Raw genomic sequence first — 22,174 nt, 5'->3', positions numbered from 1 at the left:
GCTGCGCCCGCTGCGTCTGCTGCTGCCACTGGTGGCGATCGCGGCCGCTCTCGGCCTGTTCATCGGCGTGGCCTTCGTGGCGTTCAGCGTCGGTGGCGGCGGGGGTGGCGCGGCCGCGACGTTCGGGGCCTGTGATGCGAACCTGCGCTCGGCGGGCGGGCCTGCGGGTGTGCAGGCGGGAACCACGTCGGCCGACCTCACCGACGAGCAGCGCCGCAACGCGGCCACGATCATCGGCGTGGCCAAGGGCCTGAACGCCCCGCCGCGCGCCTCGCTGGTGGCGCTGGCCACCGCGATGCAGGAATCGACACTGCGCAACCTGAACTACGGCGATCGCGATTCGCTCGGGCTGTTCCAGCAGCGACCGTCGGCCGGCTGGGGTTCACCGGCCCAGGTCACGGATCCCGTCTACAGCACCACGATCTTCCTGCAGCGGCTGATGGCCGTGCCCGGTTGGGAGACGATGCCCGTCACCGTCGCGGCGCAGACGGTGCAGCGATCGGCCTTCCCGCAGGCCTACGCGAAGTGGGAGGGGTTGGCCGCCGACCTCGTCTCACAGATCGCCGGTGCGGTGAGCCCGCTCGCCGCGTGCGGCCCGGCGGTCCTCGCGCAGGGGGTGGCGGCCACGGCGATCAACTTCGCGCTCGGCGAGGTCGGCAAGCCCTACGTCTGGGGCGGCACCGGGCCCAGCGGGTGGGACTGCTCGGGCCTGATGCTGAAGGCGTTCGCCGCTGCCGGCATCACCATCTCGCGGGTCGCGGCCGACCAGTACAACAACGGGGGGCACGTGCCCGTGCGGGAGGCCCAGCCGGGGGACATGCTGTTCTACGCCACGGATCCGCACGACCCGTCCACGATCCACCACGTGGTGCTCTACATGGGCAACGACCAGATGGTGGAGGCGCCCTACACCGGTGCCAACGTCCGGGTGCAGAAGGTCCCGTGGGACTACGCGGAACTCGTCCCGCTTGCCACCCGTCCCGGAACCGCACCCAACAACCGCGCCTGAGGGCACGAGCACGAAGCACGATCAGGAGCCGACATTGCCCCCCGAACCCTCGTCAACGACCCCCGTCCAGGACTACCTGGACCGCCCGGCGCCCGGTGCCACCGAGAACCACCTGGTCGTCCCGCGTTCGCTCGCCCAGTCGATGCCGCTGCGCTGGCAGCAGGTCTTCGTGGGGCTGATGGCCGACCTGCACGACGCCTACGGGCACCTGCCGTGGCCGGACTACAAGGTGATCCCCAGCCGGTGGGAGCTGCTTGTCGACCTCGACGAGGAGCAGCTCGCCGCCGCGGGCTACCACGCCGACCTCGGTGCCGACGGCGACCTCGAGTACCGCGACGCCGCCGAGCGGCTCGTGACCGACGCGGAGCATCGCCGCGTGCTCGCGCCCGTGCTCGACCCGCTGCCGGAGGCGGCTGCCGGCCGCGTCGAGCCCCGCCCCGCCGCCCCCCTGTGACGGCGCCGACGAAGTAGCCACCGCGCCGACGTCCCGACATCGGCGCGGTGGCCAACGGGTTGGCGCGGTCGCGTCGAGCTCGCATCAGCGGACGGCGGCCACCAGGTCGGCCAGCTCGGCGAGCAGGCCGTCGCGGCCCGTCGGCGCGACGGTGACGACGTCGCCGCGCCGGATCGTGCTGAACGTGCCGGCGTCGCCGCGGTGGAACCCGATCACGTGCGGCGCGCGCCGCACCCGACTCCCGTCGCCCGTGCTCGCGGCAGCGCCGAGCTGACCGGCCAGCACGATCCCGCGGCAGGCGGCGGCGAGAGCGGCGGCGTCGTCCGCCGCCATCCCGCCGTTGACGAGCTCGGCCGCCGATGTGGCGTCCGGAACCACCGTGGCGGCGAGGAGCCGGAGCTGCGGCCCGCGTCCCGGCTCCGTGACCCCGACCAGCTCGAGCAGTGCCCGCAGCGCGTCCTCGGAGGCGAGCGCGAGCAGGGCGATCTCGTTGCCGTGCCGCACCGCGAGCGTGCAGCGCCTGCCCACGCAGGCCACGACGCCCGCGACGAGCGTGTCGGCGCGGAAGCGGACGTCGGCCGACCACTCCGGGCGGGCGAGCATGCGCATCCGGTCGACGATGTCGGGGCGTGGCTCGTCGGCCCCGGCGAGTCCGCGCCGCCGCATGTCGACGAACGCGCCGGTGACGATCGTGTCGCGCTCGAGCGCGGTGAGCCCGGAGCGTGGGGGATCGAGCTGCCACGGCGTCTCGCCGAGCCGGAGGAACTCCCAGCAGACCTCGAACTCGGTGGTGGACAGCACCGCCGCGCGGGACCAGTCGAGTGTCATTCGTCGCCGTCCGCCTCGATGACGCCCGTCGGGTGCAGCGGCAGCGGGACCTCGAAGGCATCCGCGGACGGGATCACGTACCGCGCCTTGCGCTCGGTGGCCCCGGAACCCGCGCCGGCACCCATCCCGCCCATGAACGGCACCCCGGAGCCCGCCCGTCCGGCCGATGCCGCTCCGGTGGCACGACCCGCGGCCGTCGCGATCGTGGTGGTCGGCTCGGCGGCGCGCGGTGCCATGCGCTCGCCGAACTCGGTGCCGCCGCCGGTGCCGCCGCCGGTGCTGCCGCCCCGGCTGCTGGTTCCCGAGCCGGTCCTGCTGCCGAACGGGGAGACGGCACCGGGACGCGCCGCGACCGGCGGAGGAGCCACAGCGATCGGGTCGCGCCGGCCCGGCACGGGTGCGGTGGCCCGATCGGCCAACGGCGTGGGCGGAACGCGGTCGGCGCCGCTCCGGGTGGGTGGGGTGAGGCCCGGGTCCACCCGACTTGCACCGGCCTGAGGTGCGGTGACCTGCGACGGAACGTTGGGCAGCGGCCGGATCCGGGCATCCGGAACCGGCGTGCGGGTCGGTGCTCCGGTGCCGGTGCTGGAGGGGTTCGTGGTCGGGGCGCCGGCGGGAGGAGATCCTGCCGGGATCGGTACGGGTGGCAGCGCTCCGGCCGCCGGCGCCGATGGCGCCTGTGCCGGCGCGATCTGGGCGGTCGGAGTGAACGCCGCAGGATTCGCGGCGGGACCGGCCGGCACGCCGTGGGCCGACCCGGCGCCCCCGCCGCCACCCGCCGGTTCGGTGGTGAGGGCGGCGGCCGGATCGACCACGGGGAACGCGGCGAGCGCCGCCCGGCTCTCGGACTCGTGCTCGTAGAGGGCGCGGGTGGCCTCGGCGTCGAGGGTGCGGTTGCGCTCCGCGGTGGCCGCGAAGTCCGACATGATCGAGTTCTGCCGGCCGGTGATCACCTGCAGCCCGAACCCACCGACGTCGACGACCTGGTCCCACCAGTCCCAGGTGCCGGGATCCTCCCAGTGCACCTTCGCGCGGGCCGCGTCGAACGAGTGGCCGTACCCCGCCACCGAGCCGCTGCCCGTGCTGCTGGCAGCCCCCACCGCACCGCTGCGGTCGGCGGCCTGGTGCAGCGCCTGCCCGGCCGCGTCGGCCGCGGATCCCTGCCAGTTGATGCCCAACGCCTGCAGCGTCTCGCGGACGTTGCCGTCGGAGGCCGAGTAGGCGTTGCCGGTGGCGCCGAGCATCGCCCGCGTGGGGTCGACAGCAGCACTGCCCGGCGACTGCGCCATCCACTGGTACTTCGTCTGGAGCGGCACGTTCTCGTAGAGGTAGTAGCCGATCTCTCTCACCCTCGCTCCTCCCACCGGGTTCGGAGCGTACGGACGGGGTGCGTGCTTCGTGGGCGTTTGGGAGAACTAGCCGGGAGTCTGCTGCAGCAGGGTCTGCATGATCTGTTCCGCGGCAAGGTTCGCCTTGCTGCATGCGAGCGCATGATTCATCGCGACTGTGTCGCCGTTCGAGGTGAAGTCGACCACGAGGGCCTGGGCGGCGGCGACATCTATGATCACGAAGCACTGCTTGTCCTCGTCAGCCAGCGGATTCGACGTCTCGACGGCTGGGAATCCGGCGATCGTCAATGTTCGGGTAGCCCGGGTACTGCCGATCGCTGATGTCGCACCCCGATGGGGACTGGTCTCGAGTGACACGGACCAGAAGTCGGTGACCGCCGTGAAGATCCACGTACAGGCGGGTCCTCGGTCTGGGCTCGGGCTTGCGAAGGCGCGAGTGCGTCCGAGTTCGAGCGTCACGCGCTGTTGCTCTGTCAGTGCAGTGCAGGGGTCTAGGCCGTCGATGGGGAGTTCTCGCGGCCGAGGAGGAAGCCAGGATTCCGTCGCCGGGGCACTCGGCGGTGCGGGGGCCGGGCTGCAGGCGGTAGCAGTGAGGGTTGCCAATATGGCCAGCAACGCGACGAGCATCCGATTCATCACGTGGGCTTGAACGACGACGCTATTTCGTCCTCCGAGTAGCCATAGCTCCTCGCGACGGCGTCCAACGCGTACGCCGCCTTCCTGAGGTGATCGTTGTACTCCCGACAGCGATCGAGAAGGGCGCGGGAACGCTCGTCGAACGCTACGGAGGCATCCGCCGAGACCGGATCCCCGCCACAGCGGCCAAGGCCCGGCCAGGTGCGGTCCTGCTGCAGAAGTTCGGTTTCCAGCCGGTCCGCTTCCCCCAGTAACGCGGCCCGAGCCTGCAGCACGTTCTCCCGCGTGACCTGCATCCCCACGCCCGCGACGGCGGCGTCGAGCTGCGCCCGTACCGGCAGTGCCATGCGGGCAGCGTAGGACAACCGCAGGTCAGCCCGTGGGCGTTCGGGAAAATCAGGCCTCGGGAACACATGGCGGGGGTCGCACGTTGGACCGCTTGAGCAAGTTGAGCGAACTCGACTCAAGGCACCGTGACGGTGCCCGTCGAGGACGTGGCAGACTTGAGCGCAGTACAGGCAAGAAACCGGATCCCAGTTACCAGTTCCACGGAGGCAACCACCATGGCTCGTGCGGTCGGCATCGACCTCGGGACCACCAACTCCGTCGTCGCCGTCCTTGAGGGTGGCGAGCCGACGGTCATCGCCAACTCGGAAGGCGCGCGGACCACGCCCTCGGTCGTGGCCTTCGCCCGCAACGGCGAGGTTCTCGTCGGGCAGTCGGCGAAGAACCAGGCCGTCACCAACGTCGACCGGACGATTCGTTCGGTCAAGCGCCACATCGGCACCGGTTGGGCGACGGATGACATCGACGGCAAGAAGTACTCCGCCCAGGAGATCAGCGCGCGCGTGCTGCAGAAGCTCAAGCGCGACGCCGAGGCGTACCTGGGTGAGGAGATCAGCGACGCGGTGATCACCGTTCCCGCGTACTTCGAGGACGCGCAGCGCCAGGCCACCAAGGAGGCCGGCCAGATCGCGGGCCTCAACGTCCTGCGCATCGTCAACGAGCCCACCGCGGCCGCGCTGGCCTACGGCCTGGACAAGGGCGAGAAGGAGCAGACGATCCTCGTCTTCGACCTCGGTGGTGGCACGTTCGACGTGTCGCTGCTGGAGATCGGTGAGGGTGTCGTCGAGGTCAAGTCCACCAACGGCGACAACCACCTCGGTGGCGACGACTGGGACGAGCGGGTCATCACGTGGCTCGTCGACAAGTTCAAGGCGAGCCAGGGCATCGACCTGACCAAGGACAAGATGGCCGGTCAGCGCCTCCGTGAGGCGGCCGAGAAGGCCAAGATCGAGCTGTCGAGCCAGAACACGGCCACGATCAACCTGCCCTACATCACGGTCGACGCCGACAAGAACCCGCTGTTCCTCGACGAGACGCTCTCGCGCGCCGAGTTCCAGCGCATCACGTCCGACCTGCTCGACCGCACGCGCGCACCGTTCAACCAGGTGATCAAGGATGCCGGCATCTCCGTCGGCGAGATCGACCACGTGGTGCTCGTCGGTGGCTCCACCCGCATGCCCGCCGTCACCGAGCTCGTCAAGGAGCTCACCGGCGGCCGCGAGCCCAACAAGGGCGTCAACCCCGACGAGGTCGTCGCCGTCGGCGCCGCACTGCAGGCCGGTGTGCTGCGTGGTGAGGTCAAGGACGTCCTGCTGCTCGACGTCACCCCGCTGTCTCTGGGCATCGAGACCAAGGGCGGCGTGATGACCAAGCTCATCGAGCGCAACACCACGATCCCCACCAAGCGGTCGGAGATCTTCACCACGGCCGATGACAACCAGCCGTCGGTGCAGATCCAGGTGTTCCAGGGTGAGCGCGAGATCGCTGCCTACAACAAGAAGCTCGGCATGTTCGAGCTCACGGGCCTGCCGCCGGCACCGCGCGGCGTCCCGCAGATCGAGGTCTCCTTCGACATCGACGCCAACGGCATCGTCAACGTGTCCGCCAAGGACATGGGCACCGGCAAGAGCCAGGCCATGATGATCACGGGCGGGTCGGCTCTCGGCAAGGACGAGATCGACCGGATGATGAAGGAAGCCGAGGCGCACGCCGACGAGGACAAGAAGCGTCGCGAGGACGCCGAGGTCCGCAACCAGGCCGAGTCGCTCGTCTACCAGACGGAGAAGTTCGTCAAGGAGAACGACGAGAAGCTCCCCGCCGACGTCAAGGACGGCGTGAACTCCGCGCTGACCGAGGCGCAGGAGGCGCTCAAGGGCACCGACAGCGACAAGATCAAGTCGTCGATGGAGAAGCTCGCCACCGAGTCGCAGAAGATGGGTTCGGCGCTCTACCAGCAGCCGGGCACCGACGGTGCGGCCACGAGCGATGCCGGCGGCCAGCAGGCCTCCGACGACGCCGCTGACGACGTCGTCGACGCCGAGATCGTCGACGAGGAGAAGGACCAGAAGTGACTCCTCCCGACCGTGACGAACGCGCCGACAACGGCGCCGACGCGGAGCGGGTCGTCATCCGGGACCGGCGTCGGATCGACCCGGAGACCGGCGAGGCGCGGACTCCGGCCGGGGACGACCCGGCCGGGGCCGCGGCCCCGGAGCCTGCTGCCGGCGTCGACGCACTTGCCGCGGCGGAGCTCGCCGCGCAGGTGGCCGAGCGCACCGCAGACCTGCAGCGCGTCAGTGCCGAGTACGCCAACTACCGGCGCCGGATCGACCGCGACCGAGAGTCCGTGCTGGTCGGGGCCCGCGTGCAGTTCGTGTCCGAACTGCTCACGGTGCTCGACGACCTGGACCGGGCCGAGGCGCACGGCGATCTCACCGGCGCGTTCAAGGCCGTCGGCGACAAACTGGTGGCCGTGACGCAGAAGCTGGGTCTCGAGGCGTTCGGGCTGGAGGGCGAGCCGTTCGACCCTTCGGTCCACGAGGCCGTCCAGCACGAGAGCCCGGAGATCGCAGGCCCCACCGTCTCGGTGGTGTCGAGCGTGCTGCGCCGCGGGTTCCGCATCGCCGATCGGGTCCTGCGGCCGGCGATGGTCACCGTCACCGACCGTGCCGATGACGGCTCGGCGTTCGGTGTGCCCGACGACGCCAGGGACCTGTGGCCGGATCCCGACAAGGGAACCGACCAGGGCCCGGCCTGAACATCACCGACATGAGCCGAGGGGAGGCGGAGTGACCCAGCGCGACTGGATCGAGAAGGATTTCTACCGTGAGCTGGGCGTCGCTTCCGGCGCGTCCAGCGATGAGATCAAGAAGGCTTACCGGAAGCTCGCCCGCGAGCTCCACCCCGACGCCAACCCCGGTGACGCGAAGGCGGAGGCCCGGTTCAAGACCGTGTCGGAGGCCTACGGCGTCCTGTCCGACGACAAGAAGCGCAAGGAGTACGACGAGACGCGTGCTCTGTTCGCCGGTGGTGGCGTCGGTGGTGGCAGCGGGTTCCCCGGCGGCTTCGGCACCGGGGCCGGCGGCCAGGGCTTCGACATGGGCGATCTGTTCGGCCGGGCCGGGGCCGGTAGTGGTGGCGGTGGGCTCGGCGACATCCTTGGTGGCATCTTCGCCAATCGGGGTGGCGCCGGCACCGCCGCACCGCCGCGCAACCAGCGTGGTGCCGACGTCGAGAGCGAGCTCACGATCGAGTTCGTCGACGCGGTCCGCGGTGCCGAGGTTCCGATCAGGCTGAGCTCGCCGGGTCGCTGCGAGCGTTGCGGCGGCACCGGTGCGAAGCCCGGCAGCACCCCGCGCCAGTGCCCCACCTGCAACGGGGTGGGCCTGGTGAGCCGCAGCCAGGGAGCGTTCGCGTTCTCCGAGCCGTGCGTCGACTGCCGCGGAACGGGCCGGATCATCGACGACCCGTGCCCGGAGTGCGGCGGCGACGGCGTGTCCACCCGGATCCGTTCGCTGACGGTCCGGGTGCCGGCAGGCGTGGCCGACGGGCAGAAGGTGCGGCTCAAGGGCCAGGGCGAGCCGGGCCGTGGCGGGGCGCCTGCCGGCGACCTGTACGTCACGGTGCACGTGCGGGCGCACAAGCTGTTCGGTCGGTCGACGCGCAACGCCGACGACCTGACGCTGACGGTGCCCGTCACCTATCCTGAGCTGGTGCTGGGCAGCACGTTGACCGTTCCCACGCTGGAGGCCAACGTGTCGTTGAAGATCCCGGCGGGCACGGCGAGCGGGCGCACCTTCCGGGTGCGGGGGCGCGGCGTCTCGCGCAAGGACAAGGCGGGCGATCTGCTCGTCACCGTGGAGGTCGCCGTGCCGTCCAGGCTCGACGACGAGGCCACGGCGGCGCTGCAGGCCTACGCGGAGGCCACCAAGGCGTTCGACCCTCGTGCGGATCTGCTCGGAGGTGCGTGATGACCGTCGGCGGGCCGTCGCTCCCTGCGGGAGCGACACCCGACAGCCCGATCTTCGTCATCTCGGTTGCCGCCGAGCTGGCCGGGCTGCACGCCCAGACGCTGCGTAGCTACGACCGGCTGGGGCTCGTGAGCCCCGGCCGGTCTGCAGGCGGCGGGCGTCGCTACTCCGCACGTGACATCGCACTGCTGCGCGAGGTGCAGCGCCTCTCCCAGGAGGAGGGCGTCAACCTCGCGGGGATCAAGCGGATCATCGAGCTCGAACAGCTGGTGGACGAGTTGCGCCACCGCATCGAGGAGATGGCCCACGAGCTGCTCAACACCCGGGCCGCGGCCGAGCAGGTGGCGGCCTCGGTGCACGCGTCCTACCGGCGCGATCTGGTGCCGGTGGATCGCAAGCAGGCACTGGTGGTCTGGCGACCCAAACCCCGCTGACCGATACGCAGAGCTGACCCGCCGCGCAGAAGGGGCCCCGCACACGCCAGATGTGCGGGGCCCCTTCTGCGTGCGCGGGGTCAGTCCACGGTGAACGGGTCGTAGCGGATGCGGTCGAGCGGGGTGCCAGCCACCAGCATCCGCGACACCGTGGCCCGGATCATCGACGGCGAGCCGCACACCAGCACGTCGTGATCGGCCCAGGCCCCGTAGCGGGTGACGACGTCGGCGAGCGTGCCGTGCTCGGCACCGGACGCCTCGTCCTCCTTCTCCACCACGGGCACCACGTCGAGCCACGCGTTGCTGTAGGACAGCTTGCGCAGCGACGCGAAGTCGTAGAGGTCCTCCCAGGTGCGGCCGCCGACGAACACCTGCGTCCGGGGCTTCTCCTGGCGGGCCGAGATGTCCTCCAGCAGTGCCTTGATCGGCGCCATGCCGGTGCCACCCGCCACCATCAGCAGGCTCCGCTCGGAGCTGGGGTCGGCGTACATGCGGCCCATCGGGGGGCCGATGCGCCACGTGTCGCCCACTCGCGAGTGCGCGACGAGCGCCCGGCTGACCCACCCGCTGTTGACGGCGCGCACGTGGAACTCGAGCAGGCCATCGGGCCGGGGGGCGTTGGCCGGGGACAGGTAGCGCCACAGCCGCGGCCGTTGTGGCGTCTCGACGCTGACGTACTGGCCGGCGCGGTACGGGATGGGCTCGCTGGTCTGCACCGCGATCTTGGCGATGTCCCAGCCCAGCCGCTCGTGCCCGACGACCCGACCCAGCCAGGAGGCAGGGCCGCGCTCGGCCTCCGCGGCGGCGTGCATCGCCCTCGCCACCATGGCGTAGGACTCGTGCCATGCTGCGGAGACCTCGTCGGTCCAGGCCTCCTCCGAGAACGTCTCGACGGCGCTGATCAGCGCGTGCCCGACCGCGTCGTAGTGCTCGGCCAGCACCCCGAACTTGCGGTGGTCGCGGCCCAGTTGCTCGAGGAACGGCACGAGGTCGTCGGGCTGGTCGACCATCTGCACGACGTGCACCAGCGCCCGCAGCAGGCGGCTGCGCTGCACCTCCATGTTGACGGGGAACAGCTCGCGGGTGGCCGGTGCCCGGCTGAACAGCGTGGCGTAGAAGTGCCGGCCCAGGTCCTCGGACTGCGGCTCGACGTGCGCCCAGCTCTCCCGGATGACCTCGACCATCCCGGACCGGTCGCTGCGGGGCTCCACCACCGAGGGCAGGTCGGCGGTGAGCAACTGTTCAGCGGTCATCGACGGCCGGCTCTCTCTCTGGTCGCAGGGCAGGCCCGGGGTGCGTGGTGGGTTCGGGCGTCAGCGACCCAGCCTAGCGCGCGAACGGACGGGGCTGGCCCCTGCGGAGTGGTAATGGCACGGTGTCGGTGTGTCACTGCGAACTTTCCGACTCACCCGAACCGGTTCCATCGAACGGCGTACCGCGGACCTCCGTGTGGACTCCGTGGAATGTGACATCCCCAGTCCGAGTGCCGGATCGGGGGGTGAACGTGCACTTCAGTGCGAGTACGGCTCCACGGATCGGGCCGATCGGTTCTACGCCGATCAGCTCCGCGACCGCCTGCTCCCCGCGATGGTCGCGTTCGTCGGACGCATGGAGATGCTGTTCGTCGCATCGGCCGATGCCGAAGGTGAGTGCGACGCCTCGTTGCGCGCCGGACCGGTCGGATTCATCCGGGTGCTCAACACCCGGACGCTGGCCTATCCGGAGTACCGCGGCAACGGCGTGCACGCGAGCCTCGGCAACATCGTCGAGAACGGCCACGTCGGCCTGCTCATGGTCGACTTCGTGGAGGACATGATCGGCCTGCACGTCAACGGTGCCGCCGAGATCGTCGAGGACGCCGCGTTCCGGGTCGCGCACCCGGACGTCCCCCAGGACGAGTCCCGGGGTCGGCGCGCCGACCGGTGGGTCGTGGTGCACGTGGAGGAGGCCTACATCCATTGCCGCAAGCACATCCCGCGGATGGCCCGGGTCACCGAGAAGCGCGAATGGGGCACCGACGACCCGGCCCGCAAGGGCGGCGACTACTTCGGCGCCAAGGCCACGCCGCCCGTGCTGCCCGCACAGCGGCGCCGGTTCCCGCGCTCGGCGCACCTGGGCTCCGGCTCGGCCCGGACGCTGCGGTCGAGCGCGAGCCGGACCGTCTAGCGCGGCCGCCGCCGCAACAGGCGAACGCCCAGCGTGAACCAGCCCAGCAGCACCAGCACCACCCAGACCGCTGCGGCCAGCACCGCGACCCCGGTGACGGCCACCGCCGCGTAGAGCAGCAGGCACACCGCGATGGCGAGGTACGTGCCGGTCAGCGGGACGTCTGCGCGAAGCGCCGCGCGCAGTACCTGTCCGGTCTGCCGGGGCAGGCCGCGCGCCGTCCACCACGTCAGCAGTGCGGCGGCGCCGAGCACCGTCGTGGCCGCGATGCGCACGGACCAGGCGGCGGTGTCCGGATCGGGCCCGCTCGCGACGAAGGCGATGAGCACGGCGCCGGCCAGCCCCATCCGCAGCTGCCACGACAGCCGCCAGAGCACCGTCGTGATGGCGGGCATCACCATGCCCATACCGGGGTCCAGCACGCCGGCGTCGACGAACCCGCGCAGGGCCCGTCCCGGGTGTTGTTGCAGGGCGTCGAGGCGGGCGAGGTCGTGCAGGACGTCGGCGTTCTGCGGCTCGATCCGCAGCGCCTCCCGGTAGGCGGCGCGGGCGTCGCGGCGGGCCCCGAGGTCGAAGTTGATGTCGCCGAGCACGTGGTGGGCGACCGCGGACTCCGGCTCGAGCGCGACGGCCCGCCTGGCCACCTGCAGCGCGTCGACGGTGCGCCCGGCCCGTTGCAGTACCTGCGCATACCCGAGTGCCGCGACCGCCTCCTCCGGAAGCAGCGACACCGAGACGTATCCGGCCTGGACGGCCTCCTGGTGGCGACCGAGCCGGGACAGGTGCAGTGCCCGCAGCCGGTGGCCCCGCTCGTACCCGGGATCGGCCGCCGATGCCGCCTCGGCAACGGCGAGGCCCTCGACGTGCCGCTTCCCGGCGAGCAGGACGGCCGCGAGCGAGCCGAGCAGTTCGGCGTCCTGCGGGTGCTCGGCCAGCGCGGTCCGGGCCTCGCGCTCGGCATCGGCGAGCCGGCCGAGCCGGCGGAGCTGCTCCACCCGCGCGGCGGCCGAGGTCACAGCTTGCGGTGCTTGCGCAGGTAGGTGGCCAGGTCGTCGTAGCTGCCGTCGGTGTTGGCGAACGCCACGACGTTGCGCGCCGTGGCGAACCACGGTCCGGTGCTGGGCCGGACCTCGCGGACGGCGGCCTCGAGGTCGGCGGTGGTCAGCGGGACGAGCCGGTTGCTGCGCATCGACGCGGCCAGCGCGCGTTCGGCGGCCGTCGCGCAGACGTGCGCCAGATCGGCCCCGGAGAAGTGCTCGGTGACCCGCACCAGCCGGTCGAGGTCCACGCCGGCGGCGGGCCGGTTGGCGAGGTGGTAGTGCAGGATGGCGGCGCGGGCCGGCGCGTCCGGGGGCAGCACGAGCAGCATCCGGTCGAACCGGCCGGGGCGGCGCAGCGCGCTGTCGACGTCCCACGGGTGGTTGGTGGCGCCGAGCACGAACACGCCGTCGTTGCGGCCGCCGAGCGAGTCCATCTCCGCGAGCAGCTGGTTGACCGTGTTGCGCATGCTCGACGAGTGCGTCAGGTGCGAGCGCTTCTGACCCAGCGCATCGACCTCGTCGAGGAACAGCACGCACGGAGCGTTGCGCCGGGCCGCGTCGAAGATCTGCGCGAGGTTGCGCTCGCTGCTGCCCACGTACATGTCGAGCACGTCGGAGATGCCGATGTTGTAGAAGCTCGCACCCAGCTCCCCGGCGACCGCGCGGGCGAGGAAGGTCTTGCCGCAGCCCGGCGGACCGTAGAGCAGCAGCCCGCCCGCGAGGTTCGTGCCGAACGCCTTGGCCAGCTGCGGGTTGCGCATCGGGCCCAGGAACGCGAGCTCGAGGCGCTCCTTGACGTGCTCCATCCCGCCGACGTCGGCCAGCCGGACCGCGGGCCGTTCGATGTCCTCGACAACCGGTGACGGCGCCCCGTCCTGCGCGAGCGCGGGCTCCGGGATGTCGGACACCTGCTGCTCGGCGTGGTTCCAGTCGAAGTCGGAAGCCGCCTGCTGCGGGGTCGCCGGTGCGGTGAGTGCGGCGGTGAGGCGCTGGAGGAGCGTGATCGCCTCGCCGTTGCCGGCATCGCGGCGCAGCACCTCGGTGCAGTGCTGCAGCGCCTCGGGGATCCGGCCGTGTTCACCGAGCAGCTGCGCCACGTGCAGCCGCAACGGGATGTCGTCGGGCGTGGCCGCCACCGCGGCGAGCAGGCTCGACAGGAGCGGATCGGCTGGCATCGGGTGCAGTATGGCCGGACTCCGGAAATCGAGCAGCTTGAGCGGAACAGACTCAACTTTCCTGACGTTGGTCATGTAGACGGGCACGATGGTGCCAAGGACCCATTGCAGGAGGACGTGAGGGATGGACTCCTTCAACCCCACCACCAAGTCGCAGCAGGCTCTTTCGGCCGCTGTGCAGGCTGCCGCTCTCGCCGGTAACCCCGACGTCGGCCCCACCCATCTGCTCGGCGCGCTGCTCTCCCAGCCCGACGGCATCGCCGCCCCGCTGCTGGCGGCCGTCGGCGCGGACGCGGCTGCCGTGCGCTCCGAGCTCACCCAGCTCGGCAACCGGCTGCCGTCGGCGGCAGGTGCCACGGTACGGGCGCCCGAGCTGTCGCGCGATGCGCTCGCCGCGATCACCGCCGCCCAACAGCTCGCCACCGAGATGGGCGACGAGTACGTCTCCACCGAGCACCTGCTCGTCGGGCTCGCCTCCACGGGCAGCCCGGTCTCGCAGCTGCTGCGCCGCCACGGCGCCTCTGCCGACGCGCTGCGCGAGGCGTTCGCCAAGGTCCGCGGGAGCGCGCGCGTCACCAACCCGGATCCGGAGAGCACGTACCAGGCGCTGGAGAAGTACGGCGTCGACCTCACCGAGCGGGCCCGCAAGGGCGAGCTCGACCCGGTGATCGGGCGCGACTCGGAGATCCGGCGAGTCGTGCAGGTCCTGTCGCGGCGCACCAAGAACAACCCGGTGCTCATCGGTGAGCCCGGCGTCGGCAAGACCGCCATCGTGGAGGGCCTCGCCCAGCGGGTGGTGGCCGGTGACGTGCCGGAGTCGCTGCGCGGCAAGCGCGTGATCTCGCTGGACCTCGGGTCCATGGTCGCGGGCGCCAAGTACCGCGGTGAGTTCGAGGAGCGGCTCAAGGCCGTCCTCAAGGAGATCACCGACTCGGCGGGCCAGGTCATCACGTTCATCGACGAGCTGCACACCATCGTCGGCGCTGGCGCCTCCGGCGAGGGCGCGATGGACGCAGGCAACATGATCAAGCCGATGCTGGCGCGCGGCGAGCTGCGGCTCGTCGGTGCCACCACGCTCGACGAGTACCGCCAGCGCATCGAGAAGGACCCCGCGCTGGAGCGCCGGTTCCAGCAGGTCTACGTGGGTGAGCCCTCGGTGGAGGACACCGTCGGCATCTTGCGGGGGCTCAAGGAGCGCTACGAGGTGCACCACGGCGTTCGCATCACCGACGCCGCGCTCGTCGCGGCCGCCGCGTTGTCGGATCGCTACATCACCGCGCGGTTCCTGCCCGACAAGGCCATCGACCTCGTCGACGAGGCGGCGTCGCGGCTGCGCATGGAGATCGACTCCCGGCCCGTCGAGATCGACACCGTCGAGCGGGCCGTGCGCAGGCTGGAGATCGAGGAGATGGCGCTGGCGAAGGAGTCCGACGCCGCCTCCGTCGAGCGGCTGGCCGCGCTGCGCGCCGAGCTGGCGGAGAAGCGCGAGGAGCTCTCGGCGCTGACCGCGCGCTGGCAGAACGAGCGCGGCGCCATCGAGGGCGTCCGCGAGCTCAAGGAGCAGCTCGAGTCGCTGCGCGGGGAGTCCGAGCGCGCCGAGCGCGACGGTGATCTGGGTCGGGCCGCCGAGCTGCGCTACGGCAAGATCCCCGGGCTGGAGAAGCAGCTCGCGGAGGCCACCGCCGTCACCGCACCCGATGCGGAGCTGATGCTCAAGGAGGAGGTCGGCCCCGACGACGTCGCCGACGTCGTGTCCGCGTGGACGGGGATCCCGGCCGGTCGGATGCTCGAGGGCGAGACGGCCAAGCTGCTGCGCATGGAGGAGGAGCTGGGCCATCGCGTCGTCGGCCAGGCCGAGGCGGTGCGCGCGGTGTCCGACGCCGTGCGTCGTGCCCGGTCGGGCATCGCCGACGAGAACCGGCCCACCGGCTCGTTCCTGTTCCTCGGCCCCACCGGCGTCGGCAAGACCGAGCTGGCCAAGGCGCTGGCGGAATTCCTGTTCGACGACGAGCGGGCGATGATCCGCATCGACATGAGCGAGTACTCCGAGAAGCACTCGGTCGCCCGGCTGGTGGGTGCTCCTCCCGGCTACGTCGGCTACGACCAGGGCGGTCAGCTCACCGAGGCCGTGCGGCGCAGGCCGTACTCGGTGGTGCTGTTCGACGAGGTCGAGAAGGCCCACCCCGATGTGTTCGACACGCTGCTGCAGGTGCTCGACGACGGGCGGCTCACCGACGGCCAGGGCCGCACGGTCGACTTCCGCAACACCATCCTGGTGCTCACGTCCAACCTGGGCTCGCAGTCCATCACCGATCCGGCACTGGACGACCGCGGTCGCCGCGACGCGGTGATGGCCGTGGTGCAGCGGCACTTCAAGCCGGAGTTCCTCAACCGGCTCGACGATGTCGTGGTGTTCCACGCGCTGTCCACCGCCGAGCTCACGCACATCGTCGACATCCAGCTCGACGTGCTGCGCAAGCGGCTCGCCAAGCGCCGGCTCACCCTCGAGGTGTCCGACGGCGCCCGCGAGTGGCTGGCGATGAACGGGTTCGACCCGGTGTACGGCGCGCGGCCGCTGCGGCGGCTCGTGCAGTCGTCCATCGGCGACCAGCTCGCGAAGGAGCTGCTGGCCGGCGACGTCCGCGAGGGCGACACCGTCCGGGTCGACCTCGACGCCGCGGCATCGGGCGGCACGGGCGGGCTGATCGTCGGCCGCGCCCTGCCTGCCCCGATGCCCGTCACGATGCGCTGACGCGCTGCTCCACCGTTGCCCCACCCGTGCCACGAGCACGGGTGGGGCAACTGCACGTTCGAGTGAACGTGGCGTTCCCGGCGATGTGGCCGTGTCCGGTCTAGGCTCCGCCCCGTGGGCACGTCAACGGTGTGGTTCGTCATCGCGATCATCGCGGTTGTGGTGGGCGTCGTGCTGCTCATCGCCGACCGGTCCCGCGGCTCCAGCGGCGTCAAGGACCGGCGACGCTGGGCGGCGATGCGGGGGTGGGAGTACCTCGACACCGATCCGGTGCTGCCCAGCCGGTGGCGCTACGGCACCATCCACCAGGGCGGGCCGGGGGTGGCGCGCAACCTGATCAGCGGCGACGTCCCCACGCCCGACGGGCCGCGGCAGGCCTACGTGTTCGACCACGAGCAGGCGGGCCGGCTCAACTCGGTGCTGGTGGCCGTGCAGGTGCAGGCCCAGCTCCCAGCGGCGGTCGAGCTCCGGCTCCCGTCCGCCCCGCTGCCCGACGACGCCGGCCTCGACCTGCTCGAGCCGGTCGGTGCCCGCTACGCGTTCGTCTCCGACGCCGAGGCCGTGCGCCCGCTGCTCACCCCGCGGCTCGCCGACGCGAGCGACGCCGTCGGTGACGACGTCGAGCTGCTGTGGGCCGAGGAGTCCTGGGTGCTGGCCACGGCCCCGCTGGACTCCACCCCCGATCGACTCCAGGACCTGCTCGCCGATCTGGCCGAGGTGGCCACCGCGCTGGAGCAGGGCCAGAACGCCGCCCGGCACCGCCTCGGAAAGTGATCTGCACGGCCAACTAGTGTTTTGAGCGTGCCCACCGCCCTGATCACCGGAGCCACGGCGGGCATCGGTGCCGCCTTCGTCACCCGGTTGGCCGCCGACGGCCGCGACCTCGTCCTCGTGGCGAGGGATCGCAAGCGCCTGGAGGCCGCGGCCAGCGCGGCGCGCACCGCGGGCGTCTCCGTCGAGGTGCTCGCCGCCGACCTGTCCGTCTCGGCGGAGCGCGACCGGGTGGCCGCCCGGCTGTCGGACCCCGACGCCGCACCCGTCGACCTGCTGATCAACAACGCCGGCTTCTCGACCCCCGGCGAGTTCCTGAACGAGGGGATCGACGCGCTGCAGCGCCAGCTCGACGTCAACGTGACGGCGGTGCTGCAGCTGACCAGGGCGGCCCTGCCCGGCATGGTGGGGCGACGCCGCGGCGCGGTCGTCAACGTGTCGAGCGTGGCATCGTTCCTGGCGGGCCGCGGGTCCACCTACGGCGCCGACAAGGCATGGGTCACCACGTTCACCGAGGCCATCGCCTCGGGACTCGACGGAACCGGCGTCCGCGCCATGGCGCTGTGCCCCGGTTTCGTCCGCACCGAGTTCCACGAACGCGCCGGCCTGGACATGGGCGCCCGCACCGGGCCGCTCTGGCTCGAGGCCACCCGCGTGGTGGACGACTGCCTCGCCGACCTCGCGCGCGGCAAGGTCGTGTCGGTGCCCAGCGTGCAGTACAAGGCCATCGTCGCAGCCGTGGATCTGTTGCCGAGGGCGCTGGTCCGGCGGTTGCTCGCACTGGGGGACAGGTGAGCGACATGAGTACCGCTGATGCCGAACGCGACCAGCTCGCCGGCCTGGTCCGGGAGCTGGGCGTCGTACACGGACGCGTCACGCTCTCGTCCGGCGCCGAGGCCGACTACTACGTGGACCTGCGCCGCGTCACGCTCGAGCACCGTGCCGCGCCGCTGATCGGACGCCTGTTGCGTGTGCTCACGGCCGACTGGGACTACTCCGCCGTCGGCGGGCTGACGCTCGGTGCCGACCCGGTGGCCACCTCGATCCTGCACGCCGCCGCTGCCGAACGGGCCGTCGACGACGCCGTCGGGGCCGTCGACGCGTTCGTGGTGCGCAAGGCCGCCAAGCAGCACGGGATGCAGCGGCTCATCGAGGGGCCCGATATCGCGGGGCGCCGCGTGCTCATCGTCGAGGACACCTCCACCACGGGATCGTCGCCGCTCACGGCGCTGCGCGCGGCCAGGGACGCGGGCGCCACGGTGGTCGGCGTGGCCACGGTCGTCGACCGCGACACGGGTGCACGGGAGATCATCGAGGCCGAGGGCGCCCCCTATCGGGCCTTGCTCGGACTGGCCGACCTCGGCCTGAGCTGATCTGTCACCACTTCATTCACAACCGATTCGGCCCATCCCCCGAGGCTCTCCGTGACGCATACTCATAGATCACGGTGCGGTCACGGCGGGAGGTCGAATGGCTGTCCGGACCCGGGTCTACCAGCGGTTCTCGACATGGTGTTTCGTGATCATTGCGGCTGCGTCGCTGGCCGGGTGCGGGGCGCCGTCCTACAACTACGTCACCAACTCGGCTGATCACACCTATCTCAAGATCCCCAATTCGTGGCAGCCGATCGACGCCCAGTCGATCAATGCGGCGCTGGGCCTGGACACCTCAGGCGCGGCCACGAACCCCGGATCGTGGGTGGTCGGCTACGACGCCGACACCGCCCCGTCGGCCATGCACCTGTTCGGGCCCACCAGCGCGGCGATGCCCGCGGCGATGATCCGCGTGGAATCGGTACCCGCGCCGGCCCGCGGGCAGTTCTCGTTCGACCTGCTGCGGGATCTGTTCCTGCCGGTCACCGCACAGGGCCGCCAGCAGGCGTCACCGATCCTCACCGACTTCACGCTGGTCAGCGACGACGTGCTGACGCCGAAGGGCCTGCACGGCGTGCACACCGTCTACGGCTACCGGATGGCGGGCGGACCGATGCAGATCTTCGATCAGACGGCCTACCTCAACGAGGACGCCAGCAAGCTCTACGTGCTCTTCCTGCGCTGCTCGACCGAGTGCTACCAGCAGCGCCAGAAGGAGATCACGAGTGTGGTCTCCTCCTTCACCGTCCGGGAGACCCCATGACGACACCGGTCGAATCCGTGCCCGCACACGAAGGACTCACCCCGCCGGACGAGCCACCGCACGCCGCGCCCGCTCCCACCCGCAAGAAGATGTCGTTCTGGGATCGCTCCCGCCTGCTGCTGCTGTTCGTCTTCGCGTGGCTGGTCATCGTGTGGGCCGCCATGGCCGACAACCCGCTGCTGCCGTTCGTCGACGCGGCCCGCATCCAGGTGGTCGACTCGCAGTGGCTGCTCTGGCTGGCCGGTGCCGAACTGCTGCGCCAGATCCACTTCTTCGTCAGCGAGCGGTCGCCGCGCTACCACGCCTTCTGGTCCAAGAAGGTCTTCGGCGGCACCGAGCGCGCGCTGCGCAGGCGGTTCTCGGACTGGACGCGGTTCCGGCTGTCCCGGCTGATCAAGTTCATCGCCTTCATCGCGCTGTTCGCGCTGGTGGCGGGCCAGATCCTGGAGACGCAGCCAGTGCTGGCGATCTTCCAGCTACCGGCGCTGGTGTTCCAGGCGCTGCCCCTGATCCTGCAGTTGACGTTCACGCTGCTGTTCGTCGTGCTGCAGTTCGCCGCGATCTTCTGGTTCCTGTCGCGCGGTGGCGTGGACACCTACTACCCCGACGACATCAACACCCGGTTCACCGACGTGTGGGGCCAGGACCACGTCGTCGAGCGCGTCAAGGAGAACATCGTCTTCCTGGAGAACCCGGACGAGATCGAGGCCAAGGGCGGCTACGTCCCGTCCGGCATGCTGCTGTGGGGTCCGCCCGGCACGGGCAAGACGCTGATGGCGGAGGCCGTGGCGGGTGAGACCGGCAAGCCCTACGTCTTCGTCGATCCCGGCGCGTTCACCAACATGTTCATGGGCGTCGGCATCCTCAAGGTGAAGTCCCTGTTCCGCAAGCTGCGCAAGCTCGCGCTGCGCTACGGCGGCGTCATCGTCTTCTTCGACGAGGCCGACGCGCTGGGCAACCGTGGGGCGCTCGCGCAGACCGGCCCCGGTGGTCCCGGGGGACGGGGCATGGGCGTCGGCGGCATGGGCGCGCCCGCGCCGTTCCAGAACGCGGGCTGCCACGGGTTCTCCTACTTGTCCGAGGACACGCGCCACCTGCTGACCCGGTCGTCGATGCACTCCGGCGCCGAGCAGCCCGGCGCCGATCCGGGGCGCTCCCGCTTCGTCATGGGTGGCATGGGCGGGATGGGCGGCGGCGGTGGCATGGGCACGCTGCAGGCGCTGCTCACCGAGCTGTCCGGGCTGAAGAAGCCACGCGGCATCATCAACCGGCTGGGCCGGCGCGTGCTGGGCATGCGCCCGAAGCCGCCGCCCAAGTACCGGATCCTCGTCATGATGGCCACGAACATGCCCGAGGCGCTTGACGAGGCGCTGTTGCGGCCGGGCCGCATCGACCGGATCTACCGCGTCGGCTACCCCAGCAAGGCGGGCCGGGTGCGCACCTACGAGGGCTACCTCGCCAAGGTCGCCCACGAGCTCGACACCGACCAGATCGAGAAGCTCTCCACGATCACCCCCTACGCCACCGGCGCCACGATCAAGGACCTCGTCAACGAGTCGCTGATCATCGCCATCCGCGACGGCCGCGAGGTGATCACGTGGAAGGACGTGATGCGGGCCAAGCAGCTCAAGGACCTCGGGCCGCCGGAGGACGTCGAGTACATCGAGCGCGAGCGCCACGCCGTCGCCGTGCACGAGGCCTGCCACGCCGTGGTGGCCTTCCGCACGCGGCGCCACATGGAGATCGACCTCGCGACGATCGAGAAGGGCAGCGACTACCTGGGCATGGTCGCGAGCATCCCGCCGGAGGACCAGTTCACCCGGTGGCGCTCGGAGTACGAGGCCGACATCCTCGTGTCACTCGCGTCGCTGGCCGGGGAGCGGATGTTCTTCGACGGCGACTCGTCGTCCGGGGTGTCGGGTGACCTGGAGTCGGCCACGGCCGTGGCGTCGTTCATGGAGGGCTACTGGGGCATGGGGTCCACCGTGTCGTCCTACTCGACGGCCCGGCGACTCGAGGTCGGCAGCCCCGGCGGCGGGCGCGGCGGCCCACCCAAGGGTGAGAGCACCGAGAAGGTGCTGCGCCACGCGCTTGCCGACCGGATCGAGAACCAGCTCGAGGAGCTGCTCGACCGCGCCGAGACGATCCTGAAGGAGAACCGGGCAGGCGTGCTCGCCATCGCCCACGCGCTGGAGACGCACAAGACGCTGTCGGGAGAGGACATCGAGGCGGTGCTCGAGTGCCGCGAGGGTGTCACGGTGGACGGCACCGTGTACGCGGACGAGAGCTTCACGGCGCAGCTGGAGGAGTACCACTCCGCGGCGGCGGGAGCGCACCGCGGGCACTCCCCGGTGTCGCTGTCGCTGCCCTCGGGCGGGCGTCTGCAGGAAGGGGACACGGCGGCCGCCACCGCGCAGCCGTAGGTGCCGTGCAAGGGTCGTGCCCGTGACAGATGTGGGCCCGACGGAGTGGGCCGTGCCCGGGCAGGTGGGCGTGGGGCCGTGGCCGGGCGGAAGTGCGGCCTGGCCCGACGACGAGCGCTTCGACCCCGAGCTGCTCGAGCACGGCGACACCCGCAACGTGGTGGACGCCTACCGCTACTGGCGCCGCGACGCCGTGGTGGCCGAGCTGGCGGCCAGGGCGCACCCGTTCCACGTGGCCATCGAGAACTTCGGCCACGACCACAACATCGGCACCGTGGTGCGCACGGCCAACGCGTTCGCCGCGGCCGGCGTGCACATCGTGGGCAGGCGCCGCTGGAACCGGCGCGGGGCGATGGTGACCGACCGCTACCTCGACGTGCACCACCATGAGGACGTGGCGGGCCTCGCCGCGTTCGCCGCATCCCGGGGCCTGGCGGTGGTGGCGGTGGACAACACGCCGGAGGCGCAGCGGCTGGAGACGGCGACGCTGCCACGGGAGTGCGTGCTGCTGTTCGGCCAGGAAGGACCCGGGGTGACCGGGGAAGCGCGCGCGGCCGCGACCATGACGGTGTCGATCGCGCAGTTCGGCTCGACCCGCTCGATCAACGCCGGGGTGGCCGCCGGGGTGGCGATGCACGCCTGGGTGCGCCAGCACGCGGACCTCTCGACGGCATGGTGAACCCGC

21 protein-coding genes are annotated in these 22,174 nt (G+C 71.3%); 14 read left to right on the top strand and 7 right to left on the bottom strand.

Annotated features, from left to right (window positions below; all coding sequences use genetic code 11):
- The first annotated feature begins 1 nt into the window (after position 1).
- Together ACFPFQ_RS25540 and ACFPFQ_RS25535 are read left to right on the top strand one after the other, a co-directional pair.
- On the top strand, positions 2-1,009 hold the full coding sequence (locus ACFPFQ_RS25540; protein WP_417715039.1) for a C40 family peptidase: 1,008 nt from the start codon (positions 2-4) through the stop codon (positions 1,007-1,009).
- 34 nt (positions 1,010-1,043) lie between these two features.
- On the top strand, positions 1,044-1,463 hold the full coding sequence (locus ACFPFQ_RS25535) for a hypothetical protein (protein ID WP_379623079.1): 420 nt from the start codon (positions 1,044-1,046) through the stop codon (positions 1,461-1,463).
- Positions 1,464-1,547: 84 nt separating this feature from the next.
- On the opposite strand, the gene ACFPFQ_RS25530 is transcribed toward ACFPFQ_RS25535, so the two are convergent.
- From ACFPFQ_RS25530 to ACFPFQ_RS25515, 4 genes are all read right to left on the bottom strand, one after another.
- Positions 1,548-2,291, bottom strand: coding sequence for an ESX secretion-associated protein EspG (locus tag ACFPFQ_RS25530; RefSeq protein ID WP_379623077.1), 744 nt, complete (start codon positions 2,289-2,291; stop codon positions 1,548-1,550).
- On the bottom strand, positions 2,288-3,640 hold the full coding sequence (locus ACFPFQ_RS25525) for a hypothetical protein (protein ID WP_379623076.1): 1,353 nt from the start codon (positions 3,638-3,640) through the stop codon (positions 2,288-2,290). The genes ACFPFQ_RS25530 and ACFPFQ_RS25525 overlap by 4 nt, the downstream gene beginning before the upstream one ends.
- A 66-nt stretch (positions 3,641-3,706) precedes the next feature.
- Positions 3,707-4,267 carry a DUF3558 domain-containing protein gene (locus ACFPFQ_RS25520; protein WP_379623291.1) on the bottom strand — a complete coding sequence of 187 codons (561 nt, stop codon included), beginning with the start codon at positions 4,265-4,267 and terminating at the stop codon, positions 3,707-3,709.
- Between the two features lie 8 nt (positions 4,268-4,275).
- Positions 4,276-4,623, bottom strand: coding sequence for a hypothetical protein (locus ACFPFQ_RS25515; RefSeq protein ID WP_379623075.1), 348 nt, complete (start codon positions 4,621-4,623; stop codon positions 4,276-4,278).
- A gap of 216 nt (positions 4,624-4,839) precedes the next feature.
- On the opposite strand from ACFPFQ_RS25515, the gene dnaK reads away from it, so the two are divergent.
- From dnaK to ACFPFQ_RS25495, 4 genes are read left to right on the top strand one after another with little or no spacing between them, the layout of a single operon-like run.
- The gene (gene dnaK / locus ACFPFQ_RS25510) at positions 4,840-6,693 is read left to right on the top strand and encodes a molecular chaperone DnaK (RefSeq protein WP_379623074.1); all 1,854 of its coding nucleotides are present in this window, start codon (positions 4,840-4,842) and stop codon (positions 6,691-6,693) included.
- Positions 6,690-7,379 carry a nucleotide exchange factor GrpE gene (gene grpE, locus ACFPFQ_RS25505; protein ID WP_379623072.1) on the top strand — a complete coding sequence of 230 codons (690 nt, stop codon included), beginning with the start codon at positions 6,690-6,692 and terminating at the stop codon, positions 7,377-7,379. The genes dnaK and grpE overlap by 4 nt, the downstream gene beginning before the upstream one ends.
- Before the next feature lie 31 nt (positions 7,380-7,410).
- Positions 7,411-8,592 (top strand): molecular chaperone DnaJ, encoded by a 1,182-nt coding sequence (gene dnaJ / locus ACFPFQ_RS25500; RefSeq protein ID WP_379623070.1) that lies wholly within the window; start codon positions 7,411-7,413, stop codon positions 8,590-8,592.
- Complete coding sequence (locus tag ACFPFQ_RS25495; protein WP_379623068.1) at positions 8,592-9,026, top strand: heat shock protein transcriptional repressor HspR; 435 nt, start codon at positions 8,592-8,594, stop codon at positions 9,024-9,026. The genes dnaJ and ACFPFQ_RS25495 overlap by 1 nt, the downstream gene beginning before the upstream one ends.
- A gap of 80 nt (positions 9,027-9,106) precedes the next feature.
- Here the strand turns inward: ACFPFQ_RS25495 and ACFPFQ_RS25490 are convergent, their stop codons facing one another.
- Positions 9,107-10,210: a globin domain-containing protein gene (locus ACFPFQ_RS25490; protein ID WP_379623289.1), complete on the bottom strand. Its 1,104-nt coding sequence runs from the start codon at positions 10,208-10,210 to the stop codon at positions 9,107-9,109.
- Between the two features lie 403 nt (positions 10,211-10,613).
- Here ACFPFQ_RS25490 and ACFPFQ_RS25485 point away from each other — a divergent pair, with 403 nt between their 5' ends.
- Positions 10,614-11,192: a pyridoxamine 5'-phosphate oxidase family protein gene (locus ACFPFQ_RS25485; protein WP_379623067.1), complete on the top strand. Its 579-nt coding sequence runs from the start codon at positions 10,614-10,616 to the stop codon at positions 11,190-11,192.
- On the opposite strand, the gene ACFPFQ_RS25480 is transcribed toward ACFPFQ_RS25485, so the two are convergent.
- Positions 11,189-12,208: a tetratricopeptide repeat protein gene (locus ACFPFQ_RS25480; protein ID WP_379623065.1), complete on the bottom strand. Its 1,020-nt coding sequence runs from the start codon at positions 12,206-12,208 to the stop codon at positions 11,189-11,191. The genes ACFPFQ_RS25485 and ACFPFQ_RS25480 overlap by 4 nt on opposite strands.
- The gene (locus ACFPFQ_RS25475; protein WP_379623063.1) at positions 12,205-13,407 is read right to left on the bottom strand and encodes an AAA family ATPase; all 1,203 of its coding nucleotides are present in this window, start codon (positions 13,405-13,407) and stop codon (positions 12,205-12,207) included. The genes ACFPFQ_RS25480 and ACFPFQ_RS25475 overlap by 4 nt, the downstream gene beginning before the upstream one ends.
- A 124-nt stretch (positions 13,408-13,531) precedes the next feature.
- Here ACFPFQ_RS25475 and clpB point away from each other — a divergent pair, with 124 nt between their 5' ends.
- From clpB to ACFPFQ_RS25440, 7 genes are all read left to right on the top strand, one after another.
- Entirely contained in the window at positions 13,532-16,159 is a 2,628-nt protein-coding gene (clpB, locus tag ACFPFQ_RS25470) for an ATP-dependent chaperone ClpB (protein ID WP_379623061.1), read from the top strand.
- A gap of 114 nt (positions 16,160-16,273) precedes the next feature.
- Positions 16,274-16,933, top strand: coding sequence for a hypothetical protein (locus tag ACFPFQ_RS25465; RefSeq protein ID WP_379623059.1), 660 nt, complete (start codon positions 16,274-16,276; stop codon positions 16,931-16,933).
- Between the two features lie 27 nt (positions 16,934-16,960).
- Complete coding sequence (locus tag ACFPFQ_RS25460; protein WP_379623057.1) at positions 16,961-17,725, top strand: SDR family NAD(P)-dependent oxidoreductase; 765 nt, start codon at positions 16,961-16,963, stop codon at positions 17,723-17,725.
- 5 nt (positions 17,726-17,730) lie between these two features.
- On the top strand, positions 17,731-18,303 hold the full coding sequence (locus tag ACFPFQ_RS25455) for a phosphoribosyltransferase family protein (protein WP_379623055.1): 573 nt from the start codon (positions 17,731-17,733) through the stop codon (positions 18,301-18,303).
- 97 nt (positions 18,304-18,400) lie between these two features.
- Complete coding sequence (locus ACFPFQ_RS25450) at positions 18,401-19,066, top strand: hypothetical protein (protein WP_379623053.1); 666 nt, start codon at positions 18,401-18,403, stop codon at positions 19,064-19,066.
- On the top strand, positions 19,063-21,489 hold the full coding sequence (locus ACFPFQ_RS25445) for an AAA family ATPase (protein WP_379623051.1): 2,427 nt from the start codon (positions 19,063-19,065) through the stop codon (positions 21,487-21,489). Before ACFPFQ_RS25450 ends, ACFPFQ_RS25445 begins: the two co-directional genes overlap by 4 nt.
- Before the next feature lie 22 nt (positions 21,490-21,511).
- A complete protein-coding gene (locus ACFPFQ_RS25440) occupies positions 21,512-22,168 on the top strand; it encodes a TrmH family RNA methyltransferase (protein ID WP_379623049.1) in 657 nt (218 codons plus the stop codon).
- Positions 22,169-22,174: the final 6 nt, after the last annotated feature.

This window comes from Pseudonocardia sp. GCM10023141 (assembly GCF_042653605.1).
Note: the sequence above shows the minus strand (reverse complement) of the source record. Positions and strands in the feature narration are given on the sequence as shown.

Bases quoted from the DNA above. Each gene is read 5' to 3' on its own strand.
- ACFPFQ_RS25490 (WP_379623289.1), bottom strand. From the start codon at position 10,210: ATGGTCGAGGTCATCCGGGAGAGCTGGGCGCACGTCGAGCCGCAGTCC.
- ACFPFQ_RS25515 (WP_379623075.1), bottom strand. From the start codon at position 4,623: ATGGCACTGCCGGTACGGGCGCAGCTCGACGCCGCCGTCGCGGGCGTG.
- ACFPFQ_RS25495 (WP_379623068.1), top strand. From the start codon at position 8,592: ATGACCGTCGGCGGGCCGTCGCTCCCTGCGGGAGCGACACCCGACAGC.
- clpB (WP_379623061.1), top strand. From the start codon at position 13,532: ATGGACTCCTTCAACCCCACCACCAAGTCGCAGCAGGCTCTTTCGGCC.
- ACFPFQ_RS25485 (WP_379623067.1), top strand. From the start codon at position 10,614: ATGGTCGCGTTCGTCGGACGCATGGAGATGCTGTTCGTCGCATCGGCC.
- ACFPFQ_RS25520 (WP_379623291.1), bottom strand. From the start codon at position 4,267: ATGCTCGTCGCGTTGCTGGCCATATTGGCAACCCTCACTGCTACCGCC.
- ACFPFQ_RS25475 (WP_379623063.1), bottom strand. From the start codon at position 13,407: ATGCCAGCCGATCCGCTCCTGTCGAGCCTGCTCGCCGCGGTGGCGGCC.
- ACFPFQ_RS25445 (WP_379623051.1), top strand. From the start codon at position 19,063: ATGACGACACCGGTCGAATCCGTGCCCGCACACGAAGGACTCACCCCG.
- ACFPFQ_RS25455 (WP_379623055.1), top strand. From the start codon at position 17,731: ATGAGTACCGCTGATGCCGAACGCGACCAGCTCGCCGGCCTGGTCCGG.
- dnaK (WP_379623074.1), top strand. From the start codon at position 4,840: ATGGCTCGTGCGGTCGGCATCGACCTCGGGACCACCAACTCCGTCGTC.
- ACFPFQ_RS25530 (WP_379623077.1), bottom strand. From the start codon at position 2,291: ATGACACTCGACTGGTCCCGCGCGGCGGTGCTGTCCACCACCGAGTTC.
- ACFPFQ_RS25450 (WP_379623053.1), top strand. From the start codon at position 18,401: ATGGCTGTCCGGACCCGGGTCTACCAGCGGTTCTCGACATGGTGTTTC.